We start from the raw sequence: 15,438 nt of genomic DNA, 5'->3' as shown, positions 1-15,438 counted from the left end.
TTTTGTGTCTTGGAGTTTACTGTTATCTCTTCTGGCCCTATCGCCGGCAAGCCAGCTCCCACAGTTACTGCGCAAGCCTCAGGCCCTGTGCATTTTTTGTGGGAGCTGGCTTGCCGGCGATAGAGCCGCTTCAGGCTAATGGTCAGGCCAGATTCACCGCACCGACTGGTTTGCGTGACATCAGGCTAACCGCTACGAAGCTCACCAAGCCGATCGCCAGGCTGTAGTAGATCGGCGTGTTGGCTTCCAGCCCGTCCTTGAACATGAACAGCAGCGCGGTGGCAAAGCCCAGCGACATGCTGGCAATCGCGCCGGCGGTGGTCGCACGCTTCCAGAAGATCGCCCCGATCAGCGGGATCAGCATGCCACCGACCAACAGGTTGTAGGCCAGGGTCAGTGCATTGATCACATCGTTCACCATCAGCGCGATGCCCAGCACTACCAGGCCGGTGAGCAGGGTGAACAGGCGGCTCATGCCCAGGCTCGACTGCTTGCCGCCACGCAGCTTGGGCAGCAGGTCTTCGGTCACGGTGGTCGAGGCGGCCAGCAGGCCGGCACTGGCGGTGGACATCATGGCTGCCAGGGCTGCGGCCATCAGCAGGCCACGGATGCCATCGGGCAGGGTGCTTTTGATCATCTCGGCAAAGGCGTTGTTCGGGTTGGCCAGGTCGGGCATCAGCACATGCGCGGCCATGCCGATGGCGGCGCAGGCCAGGCCGTACACCACACAGTACACACCGGCAACGGTACCGGCACGCTGGCAGACCTTTTCGTCACGCGCGGTGAACACCCGCTGCCAGATATCCTGGCCGATGAGGATGCCGAAGAAGTAGATCAGGAAGTAGGTGATGATGGTGTCCCAGCCAATGGTGGTCAGCTGGAAGCTGGCCGCTGGCAGTTTGGCCACCAGGGTGTCCCAGCCACCGGCCTTGTACAGGCACACCGGCAGCAGGATGAACATCAGGCCGACGGTCTTGATCACGAACTGGACGATGTCGGTCAGGGTCAGCGACCACATGCCGCCAATGGTGGAGTACAGCACCACCACACCGCCGCCGAGCAGCAGCGAAGCCCAGAACGGCAGGTCCAGCAGCACCTGCAATACGGTGGCCATGGCCAGGGTCGAGGTGACGCCGATCATCAGTGCGTAAGCCAGCATGATCACGGCGCTGGCCTGGCGTGCGGTGGGGTTGTAGCGTTGCTCAAGCACCTGGGTCACGGTGAAGATGCGCAGGCGCAGCAACGGTTTGGCCAGGAACAGGTTGATGGCGATGATGCCCAGGCCCAGGGCTGCGCACAGCCAGAAGCCGGAGATGCCGTGGACGTAGCCCAGGCGCACGGTGCCGACGGTGGAAGCGCCACCGAGCACGGTGGTGGCCATGGTGCCCATGTACAGCACAGGGCCCAGATTGCGTCCGGCTACCAGGTAGTCTTCATGGGTTTTTGCGCGCCGCATGCCATACCAGCCAAGCCCGAGCATGCCGGCGGTATAGATCATTACAACAATGATGTCCAAGGCCATTGGGGGTCTCCCGATTATCTTTATTATGGCGAGATCGACCACGCGGGCGGCTTGCGGCGCCCGGCGGTCTTGTCGTGTTGTTGGCGGGCCTCTGTGGCCCTCCCTCATGGCTCCTGCCGGGGTGTAGCGGTATTAACGACGCACGACGCCTGGTAGCACGCAGAGCATCTCGAACAGCAGGTTGGCGCCGAGCAGCGAGGTGTTGCCGGTGGTGTCGTAAGGCGGGGAGACTTCGACGAGGTCACAGCCGATCAGGTCCAGGCCGTGGCAGCCGCGAATGATCTCCATCGCCTGGATGGTGGTCAAGCCGCCGATTTCCGGAGTGCCGGTACCGGGCGCCCAGGCCGGGTCGATGCCGTCGATGTCGAACGACAGGTAAACCGGGCCGCCGCCGACCTTTTCCCGGACTTCGGCCATCAGTGGCTCCAGCGATTTGTGCCAGCACTCTTCGGCCTGAACCACGCGGAAGCCCTGGCGGCGGCTCCAGTTGAAGTCATCGGCGGTGTAGCCCTGGGCGCGCAGGCCGATCTGTACCACGCGGTCGCAATCAAGCAGGCCTTCTTCCACGGCGCGGCGGAAGGTGGTGCCGTGGGCGATCTTTTCGCCGAACATGTGGTCGTTGACGTCGGCGTGGGCATCGATGTGCACCAGGCCGATCTTGCCGTGCTTCTTGTGCAGCGCACGCAGGATCGGCAGGGTGATGGTGTGGTCACCGCCCAGGGTCATCGGGATGACGTTGTGCTCGACGATCTCGTCATACGCTTCTTCGATGATGCGCACGGCGTCCAGCAGGTTGAAGGTGTTGATCGCCACGTCACCGATGTCGGCCACCGACAGCGAGTCGAACGGGGCGGCACCGGTGGCCATGTTGTACGGGCGGATCATCACCGATTCGGCGCGGATCTGCCGTGGGCCGAAGCGGGTGCCAGAGCGCAGCGAGGTACCGATGTCCAGGGGCACGCCGATGAAGGCAGCATCCAGGCCTTGGGCACTTTGCAGGTGGGGGAGACGGAGCATGGTGGCGATGCCGCCGAAACGCGGCATTTCGTTGCCGCCCAGTGGTTGGTGGAGAGTCTTGTCCACGGTGGGCCTCATCAGTCGGTCGATTGTTTTGTTTGTTCGAACCTGTGCCGCCGCGCGCCTTTCAAGTGTGGTTTTGCCGGCGGGCAGGGACATTTCGGCCAAGTCTGCTCAAGGTAGTGCCGCGGAAGAATCGCTACCGACAAATACTTAGTTCAGGAATTTCTGAACTAAAGGCCGGCAGAGCGGTTAGACTGCGCGCAAATACCCTTGCGGAACCGTTGCACCATGGCCTCGACATTGCCCGACCTGAAACTGCTGCGCATCTTCATCAGCGTGGCGCGCCACCAGGGCTTCGCCAACGCGCAGCGCGAGCTGAACCTGTCGACCTCGGCCATCAGCACCTACATGAGCCAGTTGGAAGGCGCGCTGGGCATCGTGCTGTGCCACCGCGGCCGTGGCGGTTTCAGCCTGACCAGCAAGGGCGAGCTGTTCCACCAGGAAACCCTGCGGCTTCTGGCCGAACTGGATGGCTTCGAGCAGTATGCCGCTGCCCTCAAGGGCGAGTTGCGTGGCACCCTCAACCTCGGGGTTATCGACTCCACGGTCGGCGACCGGGCCTTGCCGCTGGCCGAAGCCATCGGCGCCTACAGCCAGGAGCACCCGGCGGTGCACCTGCACCTGTCGGTGTCCAGCCCTTACGAGCTGCAACTGGGGGTGCAGGACAACCGCCTGGACCTGGCCATTGGTGCGTTCTCCTCGCGCATGAGCGGCCTGCTCTACCAGCCGTTGTACCGTGAACAGCACTGGCTGTACTGCAGCAGCCGCCACCCGTTGTATAACGAGCGTCGCATCCCCGAGCAGGTGGTGACCCAGCAGCGCATGGTCGGGCGTGGTTACTGGAGCCAGGCCGAGCTGGCCCGGCATGGCTTCAAGCACAGCGCGGCGACGGTGGAGAGTATGGAAGCGCAGTTGATCCTGATCCTTTCCGGGGCCTATATCGGCTACCTGCCCGAGCACTACGCCCAGGCCTGGGTCGACAAGGGCGACTTGCGCGTGCTGTCTCCGTCAACCTTCGGCTACCAGGCCCCGTTTTCGCTGATCATTCGCCGTGGGCGTAGCCGTGAACCCTTGATCCAGACCTTCCGCGACCTGCTCAAAAGCCAGTTGAACGTGGGCTGAGGCGCGACACATTCATGCATTCCGTCGGGCGGTGTTAATTTCCGGCAAAAGCTGACCGCTAACCTGATAGCGCTCTGCTACATATCAACTTGCGCTGATGATTTTTCCCTTATTTCATCCTGCAAGGATCGCCCAGATGCGCATGAATTTGCCCGTCACTGAGCACGAAAGAACCTTCTCCAGCGATCAACGCCTGATTTCCACGACTGACCTCAACAGCCGCATCACTTACTGCAACGAAGCCTTCGTGGCGATCAGCGGGTTTACCTACGACGAGCTGGTCGGCCAACCCCACAACCTGGTGCGCCACCCGGATATGCCGCCATCGGTGTTCGGGCATATGTGGGAGACGATCAAGCAGGGCAAACCGTGGATGGGGGTGGTCAAGAACCGGGCGAAGAACGGCGACTACTACTGGGTCAGCGCCTACGTCACGGCAATCTACGAGCAGGGCCGCATCAGTGGTTACGAGTCGGTGCGCTCGGTACCCACGCGCGAGCAGATCCGCCGCGCCGAGGCGCTGTATGCGCGCCTGCGGGCCGATCGTGCAGCCGTGCCGTGGGTCGCGCGGCTGGGGCATGGGTTGGGCCATGGCTGGCCGCTGATCGGCGCGGGCCTGCTGTCGGCGGCCGGTTACCTGTGGCTGCCGCCCTATGCAGCGCTTGGGATCCTGATGGCGAGCCTGCTGCTGGCCTGGTACCTGGTCGAGCACCGGCAGAACCAGGCTATCCGCCGCACGTTGGCCGAGCACCCGAAAGCCTTCACCAGCCCGTTGGTGGCGCTGACCTACAGCGACAACCCGGGCCTGCTGGGCCAGCTGGACCTGGCCATCATCAGCGAGGAAGCGCGCCTGCAAACAGCCCTGACCCGCCTGGTGGACGCCGGGGTCGGGGTGAAGTCGCGGGCCGCGCAGTCGTCCGATCTGTCCGATGCCCAGGCGCAGATGCTCGACCGCCAGCGCAGCGAGACCGACCAGTCGGCCACGGCCATTGCGCAGATGGCGGCGACCATCCAGCAGGTCACCCACAACGTGCAAAGCACGGCGCATGCGGCCGGCGATGCCGACCAGCTGGCGCAGCAGGGCAGCGAGCTGGCGCTGCGAAGCCTTAAAGCCATGGGCAGCATGAGTGATGCCGTCAACGACATCGGTCAGGCGGTCAATGCGCTGGCCGAGCAGACCCAGTCCATCGGCAGCGTGGTCGATGTGATTACCTCGATAGCCGAGCAGACCAACCTGCTGGCGCTCAACGCTGCCATCGAGGCGGCACGCGCAGGTGAGCAGGGGCGGGGGTTTGCCGTGGTAGCCGATGAAGTGCGTTCGCTGGCCCAGCGGACCCGCGCATCCACCGATGAGATTCACCACATCATTGCCTCGTTGCGCGCAGGAGCAGAGCGGGCGGTGAGCACCGCCAACCGGGGTGAACAGATCTCGCGGGACAGCGTGCACAGCGTCGAGGCGGTGCAGGCGGCCTTGAGCGGCATTGCCCAGGCGGTCAGCCGCATCACCGGCATGAGCCAGCAGATGGCGACGGCGTCGGAGCAGCAGAGCCATGTGGCCGAGGACATCAACCAGCAGATCGTGAGGATTGCCCAGCTGTGTGACCAGAGTGCCGGGCAGGCCAGGCAGGGGGCAGAAATCAGCCAGGACCTGGAGCGCATGGCCGAGTACCTGCATAGCTTGGCGGAGCGCTTCAACCGCTGAGATCGCTGGGGTCGCTTTGCGGCCCATTCGCAGCACAAGGCTGCTCCTACAAAGCCAGCGCGATCTCCTGTAGGAGCAGCCTTGTGCTGCGAATGGCCCGCAAAGCGGGCCGCGGTTCTGTGGCAAACTGTTCCCGCCAAGGAGAACCCCATGCCCAGACCCCGCTGCGAGCGCTGCCAGCGCCCGCTCGACCATTGCCTCTGCCCACTGATCCCCGCGCTCGACAGCCGCACCCGCGTCATCCTGCTGCAGCACCCCAGTGAAACCGCCCATGCCCTGAACACTGCGCGCCTTGCTGCCCTTGGGCTGAACAATGCCGAGCTGCGGGTAGGCGAGGTTTTCGATGACCTGGCTGAATGGCTGGCAATGCCTGGCTATCGGCCGGCCCTGCTGTTCCCGGGCGATGACGCTCAGGTGCTGACGGTCTATGGCAAGAACGATGACACACCGTTGCTGCTGATCGTGCCCGACGGCACCTGGCGCAAGGCGCGCAAGCTGCTGTACATGAACCCGCTACTGGAGGGGTTGCCACGGGTGACGCTGGGGGCAGTCGCACCTTCGCGTTATCGGCTGCGCAAGGCGCCGGAGGCGGGGGCGCTGTCGACTATCGAGGCGGTGGTGGGGGCTTTGAATGCGCTGGAGCAACCGGCCTGCTTCGATGCACTGCTGGCGCCGTTCGAAGCGTTGATCGAGGGGCAGATCAGGGCCATGGGGGTGGAGACGTTCCAGCGTAACCATGGTGAGGGTTGAGGTGGCCGTGAGGGCCCTATCGCCGGCAAGCCAGCTCCCACAGTTACAGTGCCAGGCTCATGCTTTTATTCCCACAGGCAACTGCACAAAGTTTGAAGCCTATGCAGTAACTGTGGGAGCTGGCTTGCCGGCGAAAGGGCCGCAAAGCGGCCCCAAAATCTAAAGCGGATCAACGCATCTCAGGCAAACGCGCCTCGGTACGCACCTCGGTGGTAGCCAGCGCCTCTGGCGGCAGCGAAATACGCTGTTTGCTCAGCAGCTCACCCATGGTCGCCAGCACGCGGTAGCGCGAGAACTCCTCGGTGTAGCGTACTTCGGTGTAGCGACGGTCGGCGTTGTACAGCTCGTTCTCACTGTCCAGTACGTCCAGCAGGGTACGCTGGCCCAGACCGAACTGGTCCTGGTAGGCGGCACGCACGCGCTTGGTGGTCTCGGCGTATTCACGCGCGGTCGGCAGCTGCTTGCTGGCGTTGTTCATGGCGTTCCACGCCAGGCTCAGGTTTTCGGTCAGCTCACGCAGGGCGTTGTTGCGGATGTCCAGGGCCTGGTTGATCTTGTGCGCGTCAGACTGCAGGCGGGCCTTGTCGCTGCCGCCGCGGAACAGGTTGTAGTTCATCTCTACACCGGCCTGCCAGTCGTTGTTGTTGTGGCCTTTTTCGCCGCCGGTGTTGTTATTGGCACCGGTTGCCAGAATGGCGTCGAAGCGCGGGTAGAAGGTCGACTTGCCGACTTCGTATTGCTGCTCGGCGGCGTTGACGTCAGCCTGGGCGGATTTGATGTAAGGGTTGTTCTGGCGCATGCTGTCGCGCGCGCCGTCGAGGGTCTCAGGCACCTCGCCCTTGATGGTCGCCGGGCTTTCCAGCTCGTCCGGGGCACGGCCGACCACGCTGAAGAAGTTGGCCTCGGCATCGGCCAGGTCGACTTCGGCGGTGTCCAGGTTGTTTTCCGCCAGGGCGCGACGTGCGCGGGACTGGTCAAGGTCGGCGGTGCTGCCGACGCCGCGCTCGTTACGCAGGCCGATCTGGTCGTTGACGCGCAGGTGAGCTTGCAGGTTGTTCTTGGCCAGGGTCACCAGCTCGCGGCGCTTGAGCACTTCCAGGTACACCTCGATCGCACGCAGGGCAACATCCTGGGCAACGGCCTGGGTGTAGTAGGCGCGGGAGGTGGACACCGCTTCGGTGCGGCCCACTTCGTTCGCGGTGTTGAAACCGTCGAAAATCATCTGCCGCAGGCGCAGCTCGGACTGGGTGTAGTTGAGGGTTTCCTTATTGTGGTTACCCTCGGCACGGGTGGTAGCGTTGTCCGAACGCTGGCGGCCATAGCCAGCAACCAAATCCACGGAAGGGTAGTAGCCACCACGCGCAAACTTGACGTCTTCATCGGCCGACAGCTTGCTGTTGCGATTGGAGCTGACCTGCGGGTGGTAGTCCACGGCGCTCTGGACGGCCTCGGTGATCGACATCGCCTGTACGTTGGCACTCGCCAGGGCCAACAGTAATGCACTGGTGATGGGGTTCAAAACGCGCATGGGTACATCTCCCTGATCCTGGAATTGATCCTGCTGCTCGCCAAAAAAATGACGAAAAATTATCGCGTATAGTGTTGCAGGTTTTTAACAACACAGCTAAGTACATTCAACGCGATAGATAAGAAGATTTATTCATATCAAATTGCCATATAAGACATATATTGTCTAACAATGACGACAATATATGTCGAGGGCAAACGAGCAATAAGCCGCTAAACCCAGTATTTACAAGGCTTTTATGCGGTTACAGAACCATTTCGGATAAAGAAAACCTCAGTTAGGCGAAAGTGATATTTGGCGACAAAAAAATGTCACTTTCGCGTGTGCAGGGTTTTCTGTCTGACGATATACAGGCTTACCAGCACGGCGCTGGTCAACATGAAGGCGCGCGCCCAGAACAGGGGCACCAGATAGCACGACAGGCCGATGCTGGCCCACATCAGGCCGATGGCGTAGACCTTGCCCTTGAGGGGGATGCCTTCACCACTAAGGTAGTCGCGGATCCACGGCCCGAGCTTGGGGTGATGGACCAGCCAGTGGTGAAAGCGCGGCGAGCTGCGGGCAAAGCAGGCCGCCGCCAATAGCAGGAACGGGGTGGTGGGCAATACCGGAAGGAAAATCCCCAACACCCCCAGCGCAACGCTGAGCCAGCCGATGGCCAGCAGCAGGTAGCGCACAGGCGACTTAGTGGTGGCGTGGCTTGAGCAGCGCCGGTTTTTCGTCAGGAGCGTGCAGCAGCAGGAACAGTGCGCTCAGCGCCTCGGGGATCTGTACGATCATGTCGTCCTGCAGGTTGGCATTGCTGGCGATGTCAGCGAACTCTGGCTGTTCGTCGAACAGGCCCGAGCCAACCATGATCGGCAGCAGCATCTCGCTGACTTCTTCTTCGGCGTTCTCGAACCAGGCCTCTTCACGCAGGAACACGCCTTCCATGAAGCCGATGCACCAGCCGCGCAGGTCGGAATCGTCCGGCTCGTCGGTCAGGTCCAGGTCGCATGGCAGGTCGAATTCTTCGTCGCTGGCCAGCTGGCGGGCAATGTGCGCTTTCAACGCCACCAGGGTGGCTTCGATTTCGGTGCGCTGGGCCTCGCTGGCGTAGTGCGGCTCTTCGGCGAACAGGGCATCGATCCATTCGCGCTCGGGCACGTCCTCGGCGTTGATCGACAGGGCGGTGAGGTAGCCGTGGGCGGCGACGTAGTCCAGCGCCTCTTCGTGCAGCTCGTCGGCGTCGAGGAAGGCTTGCAGGCGGGTCAGTTGCTCGGCGAAGGACATTACAGGGCTACCTTGGGGAATAAACGATACCGAATTCTAGCACCAAGCAAGGGTAGCGGGGTAAAGGGAACGTCTATCGCCGTGGTGCCCTGTGCGGTGCAGTGCTGCGGTATACTCCGCGATTTTTCATCCAGGGGCGGATTTTATCGGCGCCTGGCAAAAACCGCTTACGCATTTGGCGTGTGCGGAGCGGGTTTTTCGTCCAGCCTGTATCCAGGATGGTACGGCGATTTGTGGAGTTGCACATGCTCGAACAGGCTCAGCGCGTTCTCAAGGACATTTTCGGCTACGACAGTTTCCGTGGGCGCCAGGCAGCAATCATCGAATGCGTGGCCAATGGCGGCGACGCCCTGGTGCTGATGCCCACCGGTGGCGGCAAGTCGCTGTGTTTCCAGGTGCCGGGGCTGCTGCGCCCGGGCCTGACGGTAGTGGTCTCGCCGCTGATTGCGCTGATGGACGACCAGGTCGCCACGCTGGACGAACTGGGTGTATCGGCCGCCGCGCTGAACTCGACCCTGACGGCGGAGCAGCAGCGTGAACTGGCCGGGCGCCTGCGCCGTGGCGAAGTGAAGATGCTGTACCTGGCGCCCGAGCGCCTGGTGCAGCCGCGTATGCTCGACTTCCTGCGCGAGCTGGATATCTCGCTGTTTGCCATCGACGAGGCGCACTGCGTGTCGCAATGGGGCCACGATTTCCGCCCCGAATACCTGCAACTGGGGCAGTTGGCCGAGCTGTTCCCGCATGTGCCGCGCATCGCGCTGACCGCCACCGCCGACATGCGAACCCGCGAAGAGATCGTCCAGCGCCTGCACCTGCAAGGCGCCGAGCGCTTCCTGTCGAGCTTCGACCGGCCGAACATCTTCTACCGCATCGTACCCAAGGAAGCGCCGCGCAAGCAGCTGATGGCCTTCCTCGGCGAGCGCCGCGGCAACGCCGGCATTGTCTACTGCCTGTCGCGCAAGAAGGTCGACGAAACCGCTGCCTTCCTTTGTGAACAGGGCTTCCCGGCATTGCCGTACCACGCTGGCCTGGCCGCCGAGACCCGATCGGCCAACCAGCACCGCTTCCTCAACGAGGAAGGGCTGATCATGGTCGCCACCATTGCCTTCGGCATGGGCATCGACAAACCCAACGTGCGCTTCGTTGCCCACCTCGACCTGCCCAAGTCGCTTGAGGCCTATTACCAGGAAACCGGCCGTGCCGGCCGTGACGGCCTGCCATCCGATGCCTGGATGGCCTACGGCCTGCAAGACATGGTGATGCTCAAGCAGATGCTGCAGAACTCCGAAGGTGACGAGCGCCACAAGCGCATCGAGCAGCACAAGCTCGACGCCATGCTGGCGCTGTGCGAAGAAACCCGCTGCCGTCGCCAGTCGCTGCTGGCCTATTTCGACGAAACCCTCGAACAGCCGTGCGGGCATTGCGACAACTGTGTAGACAACATCCAGACCTGGGACGCCACCGAGCCGGCCCGTCAGGCGCTGTCGGCGGTGTTCCGTACGGGCCAGCGCTATGGCGTGGGCCACCTGGTCGATGTGCTGCTGGGCAAGGACAACGAGAAGGTGCGCAATTTCGGCCACGAGAAGCTGTCGGTGTTCGGCGTCGGCAAGGGCCTGGCCGAGGTCGAATGGCGATCGCTGTTCCGCCAACTGGTAGCGCGCGGCCTGGTCGATATCGACCTGGAAGGCTACGGCGGGCTGCGCCTGTCCGACAGCTGCCGGCCGCTGCTGCGCGGCGAGGTGACCTTGCAACTGCGTCGCGACCTCAAGCCGCAGACCACGGCCAAGTCCTCGTCGTCCGGTGGCGGCAGCCCTGCCAGCCAGTTGGTGCGTGCCGAAGAGCGCGAGCTGTGGGAAGCGCTGCGTACCCTGCGGCGCAAGCTGGCGGAGGAGCACAGTGTGCCGCCCTATGTCATCTTCCCCGACTCGACGCTGCTGGAAATGCTGCGCAGCCAGCCGGTCAGCCTCAGCGACATGGCCCAGGTCAGCGGTGTGGGCGCGCGCAAGCTGGAACGCTACGGCCAGGCGTTCCTCGAAGTGCTGAACAGCAGCGGTGGCACCGAAGAGGCGCCGAAAGTGGTGCTCGACCTGCGCCACGAACTGGTCAGCCTGGCCCGGGCCGGCATGACCCCGGCGCAGATCGCCGGGCAGCTCAACTGCAGCGAGAAGAACGTGTATAGCCTGCTGGCCGAGGCGCTGGGCCGCCAGGAGCTGAGCCTCGACCAGGCCCTCGACCTGCCGGAAGACCTGCTGATGGAAGTGCAGGATGCCTTCCTGGATGGCGAGGGCGAGCTGCCGCCGGTGTCGGCCATTGCGCCGCAGTTTGCGGGCCGTGTGCCGGAGGGTGTGCTGTATTGCGTGCGTGCGGCGCTGGCGGCCGAGTTCGAGATGTGACTGGCATGCAGATCGAGGGCAGAACCGCCATCTGCTGACCTTTGTCATGCTTTTTGACGATTATCGAACAATGAGGAGGGCGCGAGCCTTGCCTCGTGGGGCAGGTCATGGTTAGCTGCCTAACAATTAGATCTTTTCAATGAGTTGCTTATGCCCCTGACCGACAACCAACACCGCTTCGGCATGCAGCTGGCCCAGATGTCCCGGGGCTGGCGTGCCGAGCTGGACCGCCGCCTGGCCGGGCTGAACCTGTCCCAGGCGCGCTGGCTGGTGTTGCTGCACCTGGCGCGGTTCGAAGAAGCCCCCACCCAGCGTGAGCTGGCCCAGAGCGTGGGCGTCGAAGGCCCGACCCTGGCGCGCCTGCTCGACAGCCTGGAAGCCCAAGGGCTGGTGCGCCGGCAGGCCGTGTTAGAAGACCGGCGAGCCAAGAAGATCTTGCTGTGCCCGCCGGCCAAGCCGCTGATCGACCAGATCGAAACCATCGCCAATCAACTGCGGGTGGAGCTGTTTACCGGGGTGGACGAGGCAGAGTTGCAGGTGTGCATGCGCGTGCATGCCACGATCCTGGCCAACCTCGAAAAATCCTGAGGCTCCTGGGGCTGCAAAGCAGCCCCCGACGATTCAGAAAGTATGCCCAAGGTTCAGGTACACCGCCTGCTGATGTGCACTGTTAGTGCCATAGCTGAGGTTCAGCGGCCCCAGCGGCGTCTCCAGCCCCAGGAAGATACTCGCCGCGTTGATGTAGCCACTGTCGAACTCGTTGTCGTTGTTCCACACGCGCCCACGCTCCAGCGACCCGCCGATGTACAGCGGGAAGTCCAGCGGTACGTAGGCCCGTGGCGTCAGCCTGCGGTAGTAGACCATGCGCAGCAGGCTCACGTTCTGCCCCGATACCGAGTCCTGGCGGAAGCCTGACAGCTCACGCGCCCCACCCATCACGAAGCTCGATGTCACCACTTCGGTGTCATCCAGCGTGCGGCCGTAGCGCCCGCCCAGCACGAACGTGTTCGGCCCGCTGCTGATTGCCTTGTCCAGGTTGAACAGCCACTGCCGGTAATCCTGGTCAGAGTCCAGCGACTTGTCGTACTTGCGCAAGGTCAGGCTGATGTCCTCACCGCTGTGCGGGAAATACACGTTGTCGAGGGTGTCGAACGAGTATTTCAGCTCATAGAAGCCTTCATTGAAGCTGACCTTGGGCAGGTCCTGGTCGCCGATGCGCACTTCGGCCTCGCCCCAGGCCTTGCCCACGCCCAGGCGTACTTCACCGTTGGTGCCAATCTGCCGCCCGACGTTCAGGCCAAAGCCGTAGCGCTCCAGGCGGTACTCGGCGACGGGGTCGTTGTCCAGGGTGGCTTCGATATTCTGTGAGCTGACGTCCAGGTACGGCGCGATGAAGTAGCGTGAACCCACGTCCAGCGGCTGGTAGAACTCGCTGTACAGTTCTTGCTGGTCGCCGATCTGGCCACGGGTCAGCCATTCGGCACCCAGGCTGTTGATGCCGTTGACCCGGTAGCTGGCGCCCAGGTTGAAGGCACTGTCACCGCGCAGGTCGTCCGACAGGTTCAGGCCCAGGCGCAGGTAGTCGGTGCCGCCGCGTCTACCGCGAGCGTTGATCACCAGGGTGTTGTCGTTGCCCTTGTGCACCACGCGGTACTGCACCCGGTCGAAGTAGTCCAGGCCGTACAGCGTGCCCATGTCGGTCTGCAGGCGGTCCAGCTCCAGCGGTGCGTCGATCGGCTGACGGATGTACGAGCGGATCACGTCATCGCTGACCTTGGAGTCGTTTTCGATCCGGATCGCAGTGATTACCGGCGTGCGCTGGCGCGGCGAGCGGGCCACGGCCAGGCTGCTGTCGCCCTCGGGCTGGCGCAGGGCGGCAAGGCGTGGGTCGAGCAGCCGGGTGGCGCGGTAACCGGCGTCGATCATGTCCCGTGCACGGCCGAAGTCGGTCACGCCGAAGGCAGTCAGCGATGGCTGGATGAGGATGTCGTCACGGTGCAGGCTGGCCAGTTGTTCTTCCGAATTGCGCCGGGTCATCAGGGTGATCGACTGATTGAGCACGTCAACCACGGTCAGTAATTGCTTGCGATCGCGCAGCGGGGTACCAATGTCGACCACGATGGCCAGGTCCACGCCCATTTCCCGGGCCACGTCCACCGGGATGTTGTCGACCATGCCGCCGTCCACCAGCAGGCGGCCGTCCAGTTCGACCGGGGCGAACACGGCGGGGATCGACATGCTGGCACGGATTACCTGGGGCAGGTGACCGCGGCGGAATACCACTTTTTCGCCGCTGGCGATGTCGGTGGCCACCGCGCGGAAGGGTATGGGCAGTTTGTCGAAGTCGCGGGTGTCGGCGGTGTGCGCCAGTTTGCTTTCCAGCAGCAGTGACAGGTTCTGGCCCTGGATTACCCCCAGCGGCAGGCCCAGGCTGCCGTCGTCACGAAAGCTGAGCTTCTGCTTGACCAGGAAGTCGCGGTCATCCTGCTTGCGCCGGAACGGCACGTCCTTGCGCGGCGGGGCATCGGACAGCGCCTGTTGCCAGTCGAGGGTGGTGGCGAGTTTTTCCAGCTCTTCGACACTGTAGCCCGATGCATACAGCCCGCCGACTACTGCGCCCATGCTGGTGCCGGCGATGGCGTCGATGCGCACGCCCTGTTCCTCCAGCGCCTTGAGCACGCCGATGTGGGCCAGGCCGCGGGCTGCACCGCCAGACAACACCAGGCCGACCTTGGGCCTGGCAGGTTCTGCGGCGGCGGCAGTGAAGGCGGTAAGGGCAAGCAGGAAACAGAACAGCAAACGGTGCATCGTGAGTCTCAAACCGTGGGCTAAAGACCGCTAGTATAAGCGGCCCCTCACCTGGAGATGCCTCAGCATGGCCGACAACAAGCCCGAAATCGTCATTACTTATTGCACCCAGTGCCAATGGCTGCTGCGCGCCGCCTGGCTGGCTCAGGAGCTGCTCAGCACCTTCACCGACGACCTTGGCCGGGTGGCGCTGGAGCCGGGTACAGGCGGCATCTTCCGCATCACTTGCAGTGGCGTGCAGATCTGGGAGCGCAAGGCCGACGGCGGCTTCCCCGAAGCCAAGGTGCTGAAGCAGCGGGTGCGCGACCAGATCGACCCGCAGCGTGACCTGGGCCACAACGACCGCTGATCAGGCGCCCTCGGCCAGAGGCCGCTGCTTGGGCGGTTGCTCGGTGGCCATGCGGCTGGATAGCACGATGGCGAAGATGATCAGCGCGCCGCCCAGCAGCATGCGCAGGGTCGGGGTTTCGGCGAACACCGCCCAGGCCACGGCAATGCCGTAGACCGGCTCCATGCCGAACACCACGGCGGCGGTGCGCGCCTTGATCACTGCCAGGCTGGCGACGAACAGGCTGTGCGCCACGCCGGTGCAGAAGATGCCGAGCAGGGCGATCCACAGCCAGTCCATGGTTGCCACGCCTGCCAGGCCGGGAGCTGCGAACGGCAGCAGGCACAGGCCTACCACCAGGTTCTGCCACAGTGCAGCCTGTACCGCTGGCAAACGCCCGGAGCCGACGCGGTTGGTGAGGGACAGCAGCGAGAACAGCAACCCCGAAAGCAGTGCCCAGAGCAGGCCGCCAGTGGCCTCGCTGGCCAGGTCGAAGGCCGGCGTGACCAGTATCAGGCCGATGCTGACCAACACTACCAGCACGGCCTCGTTGCGGCGGATGCGTTCGCGGAACAGCACGCCTTCAAGGATGACGGTGAAGGCCGGGAAGCTGGCAAAGCCGAGGGTGGCGATGGCCACGCCGCCGACTTTGACGGCGATGAAGAAACTGACCCAGTGGCCGGCCAGCAGCACACCGCCGAGCAGCAGGCGGCGGATATCCTGGCTGCTCAGGCGTTGCCAGCCCGGGCCGGTCACGCTGGCGAACAGGGCCAGGGCGAGTACGGCGAAGGCGGCGCGGCCGAACACGATGATCGCCGGGCTGGCGCTGGCGGCCAGTTTGCCGAAGACGCCGGTCAGGCCGAAGAACAGCGCGCCAATGTGCAGGGCGCCGAGTGCGGTACGGTGGTTCATGATGGGTCCTTGCTGAAGATC

At 63.6% G+C, this 15,438-nt stretch carries 13 protein-coding genes; 6 read left to right on the top strand and 7 right to left on the bottom strand.

All coding sequences use genetic code 11. The features are described from left to right. Window positions 1-142 precede the first annotated feature (142 nt). Complete coding sequence (locus tag WF331_RS01325) at window positions 143-1,522, bottom strand: sodium:solute symporter (RefSeq protein ID WP_016498451.1); 1,380 nt, start codon at window positions 1,520-1,522, stop codon at window positions 143-145. A 132-nt stretch (window positions 1,523-1,654) separates the two neighbouring features. Further along, window positions 1,655-2,605, bottom strand: coding sequence for an agmatinase (speB, locus tag WF331_RS01320; protein ID WP_016498452.1), 951 nt, complete (start codon window positions 2,603-2,605; stop codon window positions 1,655-1,657). A 225-nt stretch (window positions 2,606-2,830) separates the two neighbouring features. On the opposite strand from speB, the gene WF331_RS01315 reads away from it, so the two are divergent. From WF331_RS01315 to WF331_RS01305, 3 genes are all read left to right on the top strand, one after another. Continuing rightward, window positions 2,831-3,724 (top strand): LysR family transcriptional regulator, encoded by an 894-nt coding sequence (locus WF331_RS01315; RefSeq protein WP_016498453.1) that lies wholly within the window; start codon window positions 2,831-2,833, stop codon window positions 3,722-3,724. Window positions 3,725-3,860: 136 nt separating this feature from the next. Then, window positions 3,861-5,426, top strand: a complete 1,566-nt coding sequence (locus WF331_RS01310) for a methyl-accepting chemotaxis protein (RefSeq protein WP_284359772.1) — start codon at window positions 3,861-3,863, stop codon at window positions 5,424-5,426. 150 nt (window positions 5,427-5,576) lie between these two features. After that, window positions 5,577-6,176: a tRNA-uridine aminocarboxypropyltransferase gene (locus WF331_RS01305; RefSeq protein WP_284359770.1), complete on the top strand. Its 600-nt coding sequence runs from the start codon at window positions 5,577-5,579 to the stop codon at window positions 6,174-6,176. Window positions 6,177-6,345: 169 nt separating this feature from the next. Here the strand turns inward: WF331_RS01305 and WF331_RS01300 are convergent, their stop codons facing one another. From WF331_RS01300 to WF331_RS01290, 3 genes are all read right to left on the bottom strand, one after another. Next, window positions 6,346-7,704, bottom strand: a complete 1,359-nt coding sequence (locus WF331_RS01300; RefSeq protein WP_019471164.1) for a TolC family outer membrane protein — start codon at window positions 7,702-7,704, stop codon at window positions 6,346-6,348. A 311-nt stretch (window positions 7,705-8,015) separates the two neighbouring features. Beyond that, entirely contained in the window at window positions 8,016-8,381 is a 366-nt protein-coding gene (locus tag WF331_RS01295) for a YbaN family protein (RefSeq protein ID WP_016498457.1), read from the bottom strand. A gap of 7 nt (window positions 8,382-8,388) precedes the next feature. Further along, the gene (locus WF331_RS01290; RefSeq protein WP_010955200.1) at window positions 8,389-8,976 is read right to left on the bottom strand and encodes a YecA/YgfB family protein; all 588 of its coding nucleotides are present in this window, start codon (window positions 8,974-8,976) and stop codon (window positions 8,389-8,391) included. Window positions 8,977-9,221: 245 nt separating this feature from the next. On the opposite strand from WF331_RS01290, the gene recQ reads away from it, so the two are divergent. Together recQ and WF331_RS01280 are read left to right on the top strand one after the other, a co-directional pair. After that, a complete protein-coding gene (gene recQ / locus WF331_RS01285; RefSeq protein WP_016498458.1) occupies window positions 9,222-11,369 on the top strand; it encodes a DNA helicase RecQ in 2,148 nt (715 codons plus the stop codon). A gap of 150 nt (window positions 11,370-11,519) precedes the next feature. After that, window positions 11,520-11,957: a MarR family transcriptional regulator gene (locus WF331_RS01280; RefSeq protein WP_016498459.1), complete on the top strand. Its 438-nt coding sequence runs from the start codon at window positions 11,520-11,522 to the stop codon at window positions 11,955-11,957. Window positions 11,958-11,990: 33 nt separating this feature from the next. On the opposite strand, the gene WF331_RS01275 is transcribed toward WF331_RS01280, so the two are convergent. Then, the gene (locus WF331_RS01275) at window positions 11,991-14,177 is read right to left on the bottom strand and encodes a patatin-like phospholipase family protein (protein ID WP_016498460.1); all 2,187 of its coding nucleotides are present in this window, start codon (window positions 14,175-14,177) and stop codon (window positions 11,991-11,993) included. A 67-nt stretch (window positions 14,178-14,244) separates the two neighbouring features. Here WF331_RS01275 and WF331_RS01270 point away from each other — a divergent pair, with 67 nt between their 5' ends. After that, window positions 14,245-14,526 (top strand): SelT/SelW/SelH family protein, encoded by a 282-nt coding sequence (locus WF331_RS01270; RefSeq protein ID WP_340622585.1) that lies wholly within the window; start codon window positions 14,245-14,247, stop codon window positions 14,524-14,526. On the opposite strand, the gene WF331_RS01265 is transcribed toward WF331_RS01270, so the two are convergent. Beyond that, window positions 14,527-15,417 carry a DMT family transporter gene (locus WF331_RS01265; protein ID WP_340622584.1) on the bottom strand — a complete coding sequence of 297 codons (891 nt, stop codon included), beginning with the start codon at window positions 15,415-15,417 and terminating at the stop codon, window positions 14,527-14,529. Window positions 15,418-15,438: the final 21 nt, after the last annotated feature.

This window comes from Pseudomonas sp. YNh, from assembly GCF_037993085.1.
GTDB classification, from domain to species: Bacteria; Pseudomonadota; Gammaproteobacteria; order Pseudomonadales; family Pseudomonadaceae; genus Aquipseudomonas; species Aquipseudomonas putida.
Note: the sequence above shows the minus strand (reverse complement) of the source record. Positions and strands in the feature narration are given on the sequence as shown.

Coding starts and splice junctions, on each gene's coding strand:
- WF331_RS01325 (WP_016498451.1), bottom strand. CDS start 1,522: ATGGCCTTGGACATCATTGTTGTAATGATCTATACCGCCGGCATGCTC.
- WF331_RS01315 (WP_016498453.1), top strand. CDS start 2,831: ATGGCCTCGACATTGCCCGACCTGAAACTGCTGCGCATCTTCATCAGC.
- WF331_RS01310 (WP_284359772.1), top strand. CDS start 3,861: ATGCGCATGAATTTGCCCGTCACTGAGCACGAAAGAACCTTCTCCAGC.
- WF331_RS01305 (WP_284359770.1), top strand. CDS start 5,577: ATGCCCAGACCCCGCTGCGAGCGCTGCCAGCGCCCGCTCGACCATTGC.
- WF331_RS01300 (WP_019471164.1), bottom strand. CDS start 7,704: ATGCGCGTTTTGAACCCCATCACCAGTGCATTACTGTTGGCCCTGGCG.
- WF331_RS01290 (WP_010955200.1), bottom strand. CDS start 8,976: ATGTCCTTCGCCGAGCAACTGACCCGCCTGCAAGCCTTCCTCGACGCC.
- recQ (WP_016498458.1), top strand. CDS start 9,222: ATGCTCGAACAGGCTCAGCGCGTTCTCAAGGACATTTTCGGCTACGAC.
- WF331_RS01280 (WP_016498459.1), top strand. CDS start 11,520: ATGCCCCTGACCGACAACCAACACCGCTTCGGCATGCAGCTGGCCCAG.
- WF331_RS01275 (WP_016498460.1), bottom strand. CDS start 14,177: ATGCACCGTTTGCTGTTCTGTTTCCTGCTTGCCCTTACCGCCTTCACT.
- WF331_RS01270 (WP_340622585.1), top strand. CDS start 14,245: ATGGCCGACAACAAGCCCGAAATCGTCATTACTTATTGCACCCAGTGC.
- WF331_RS01265 (WP_340622584.1), bottom strand. CDS start 15,417: ATGAACCACCGTACCGCACTCGGCGCCCTGCACATTGGCGCGCTGTTC.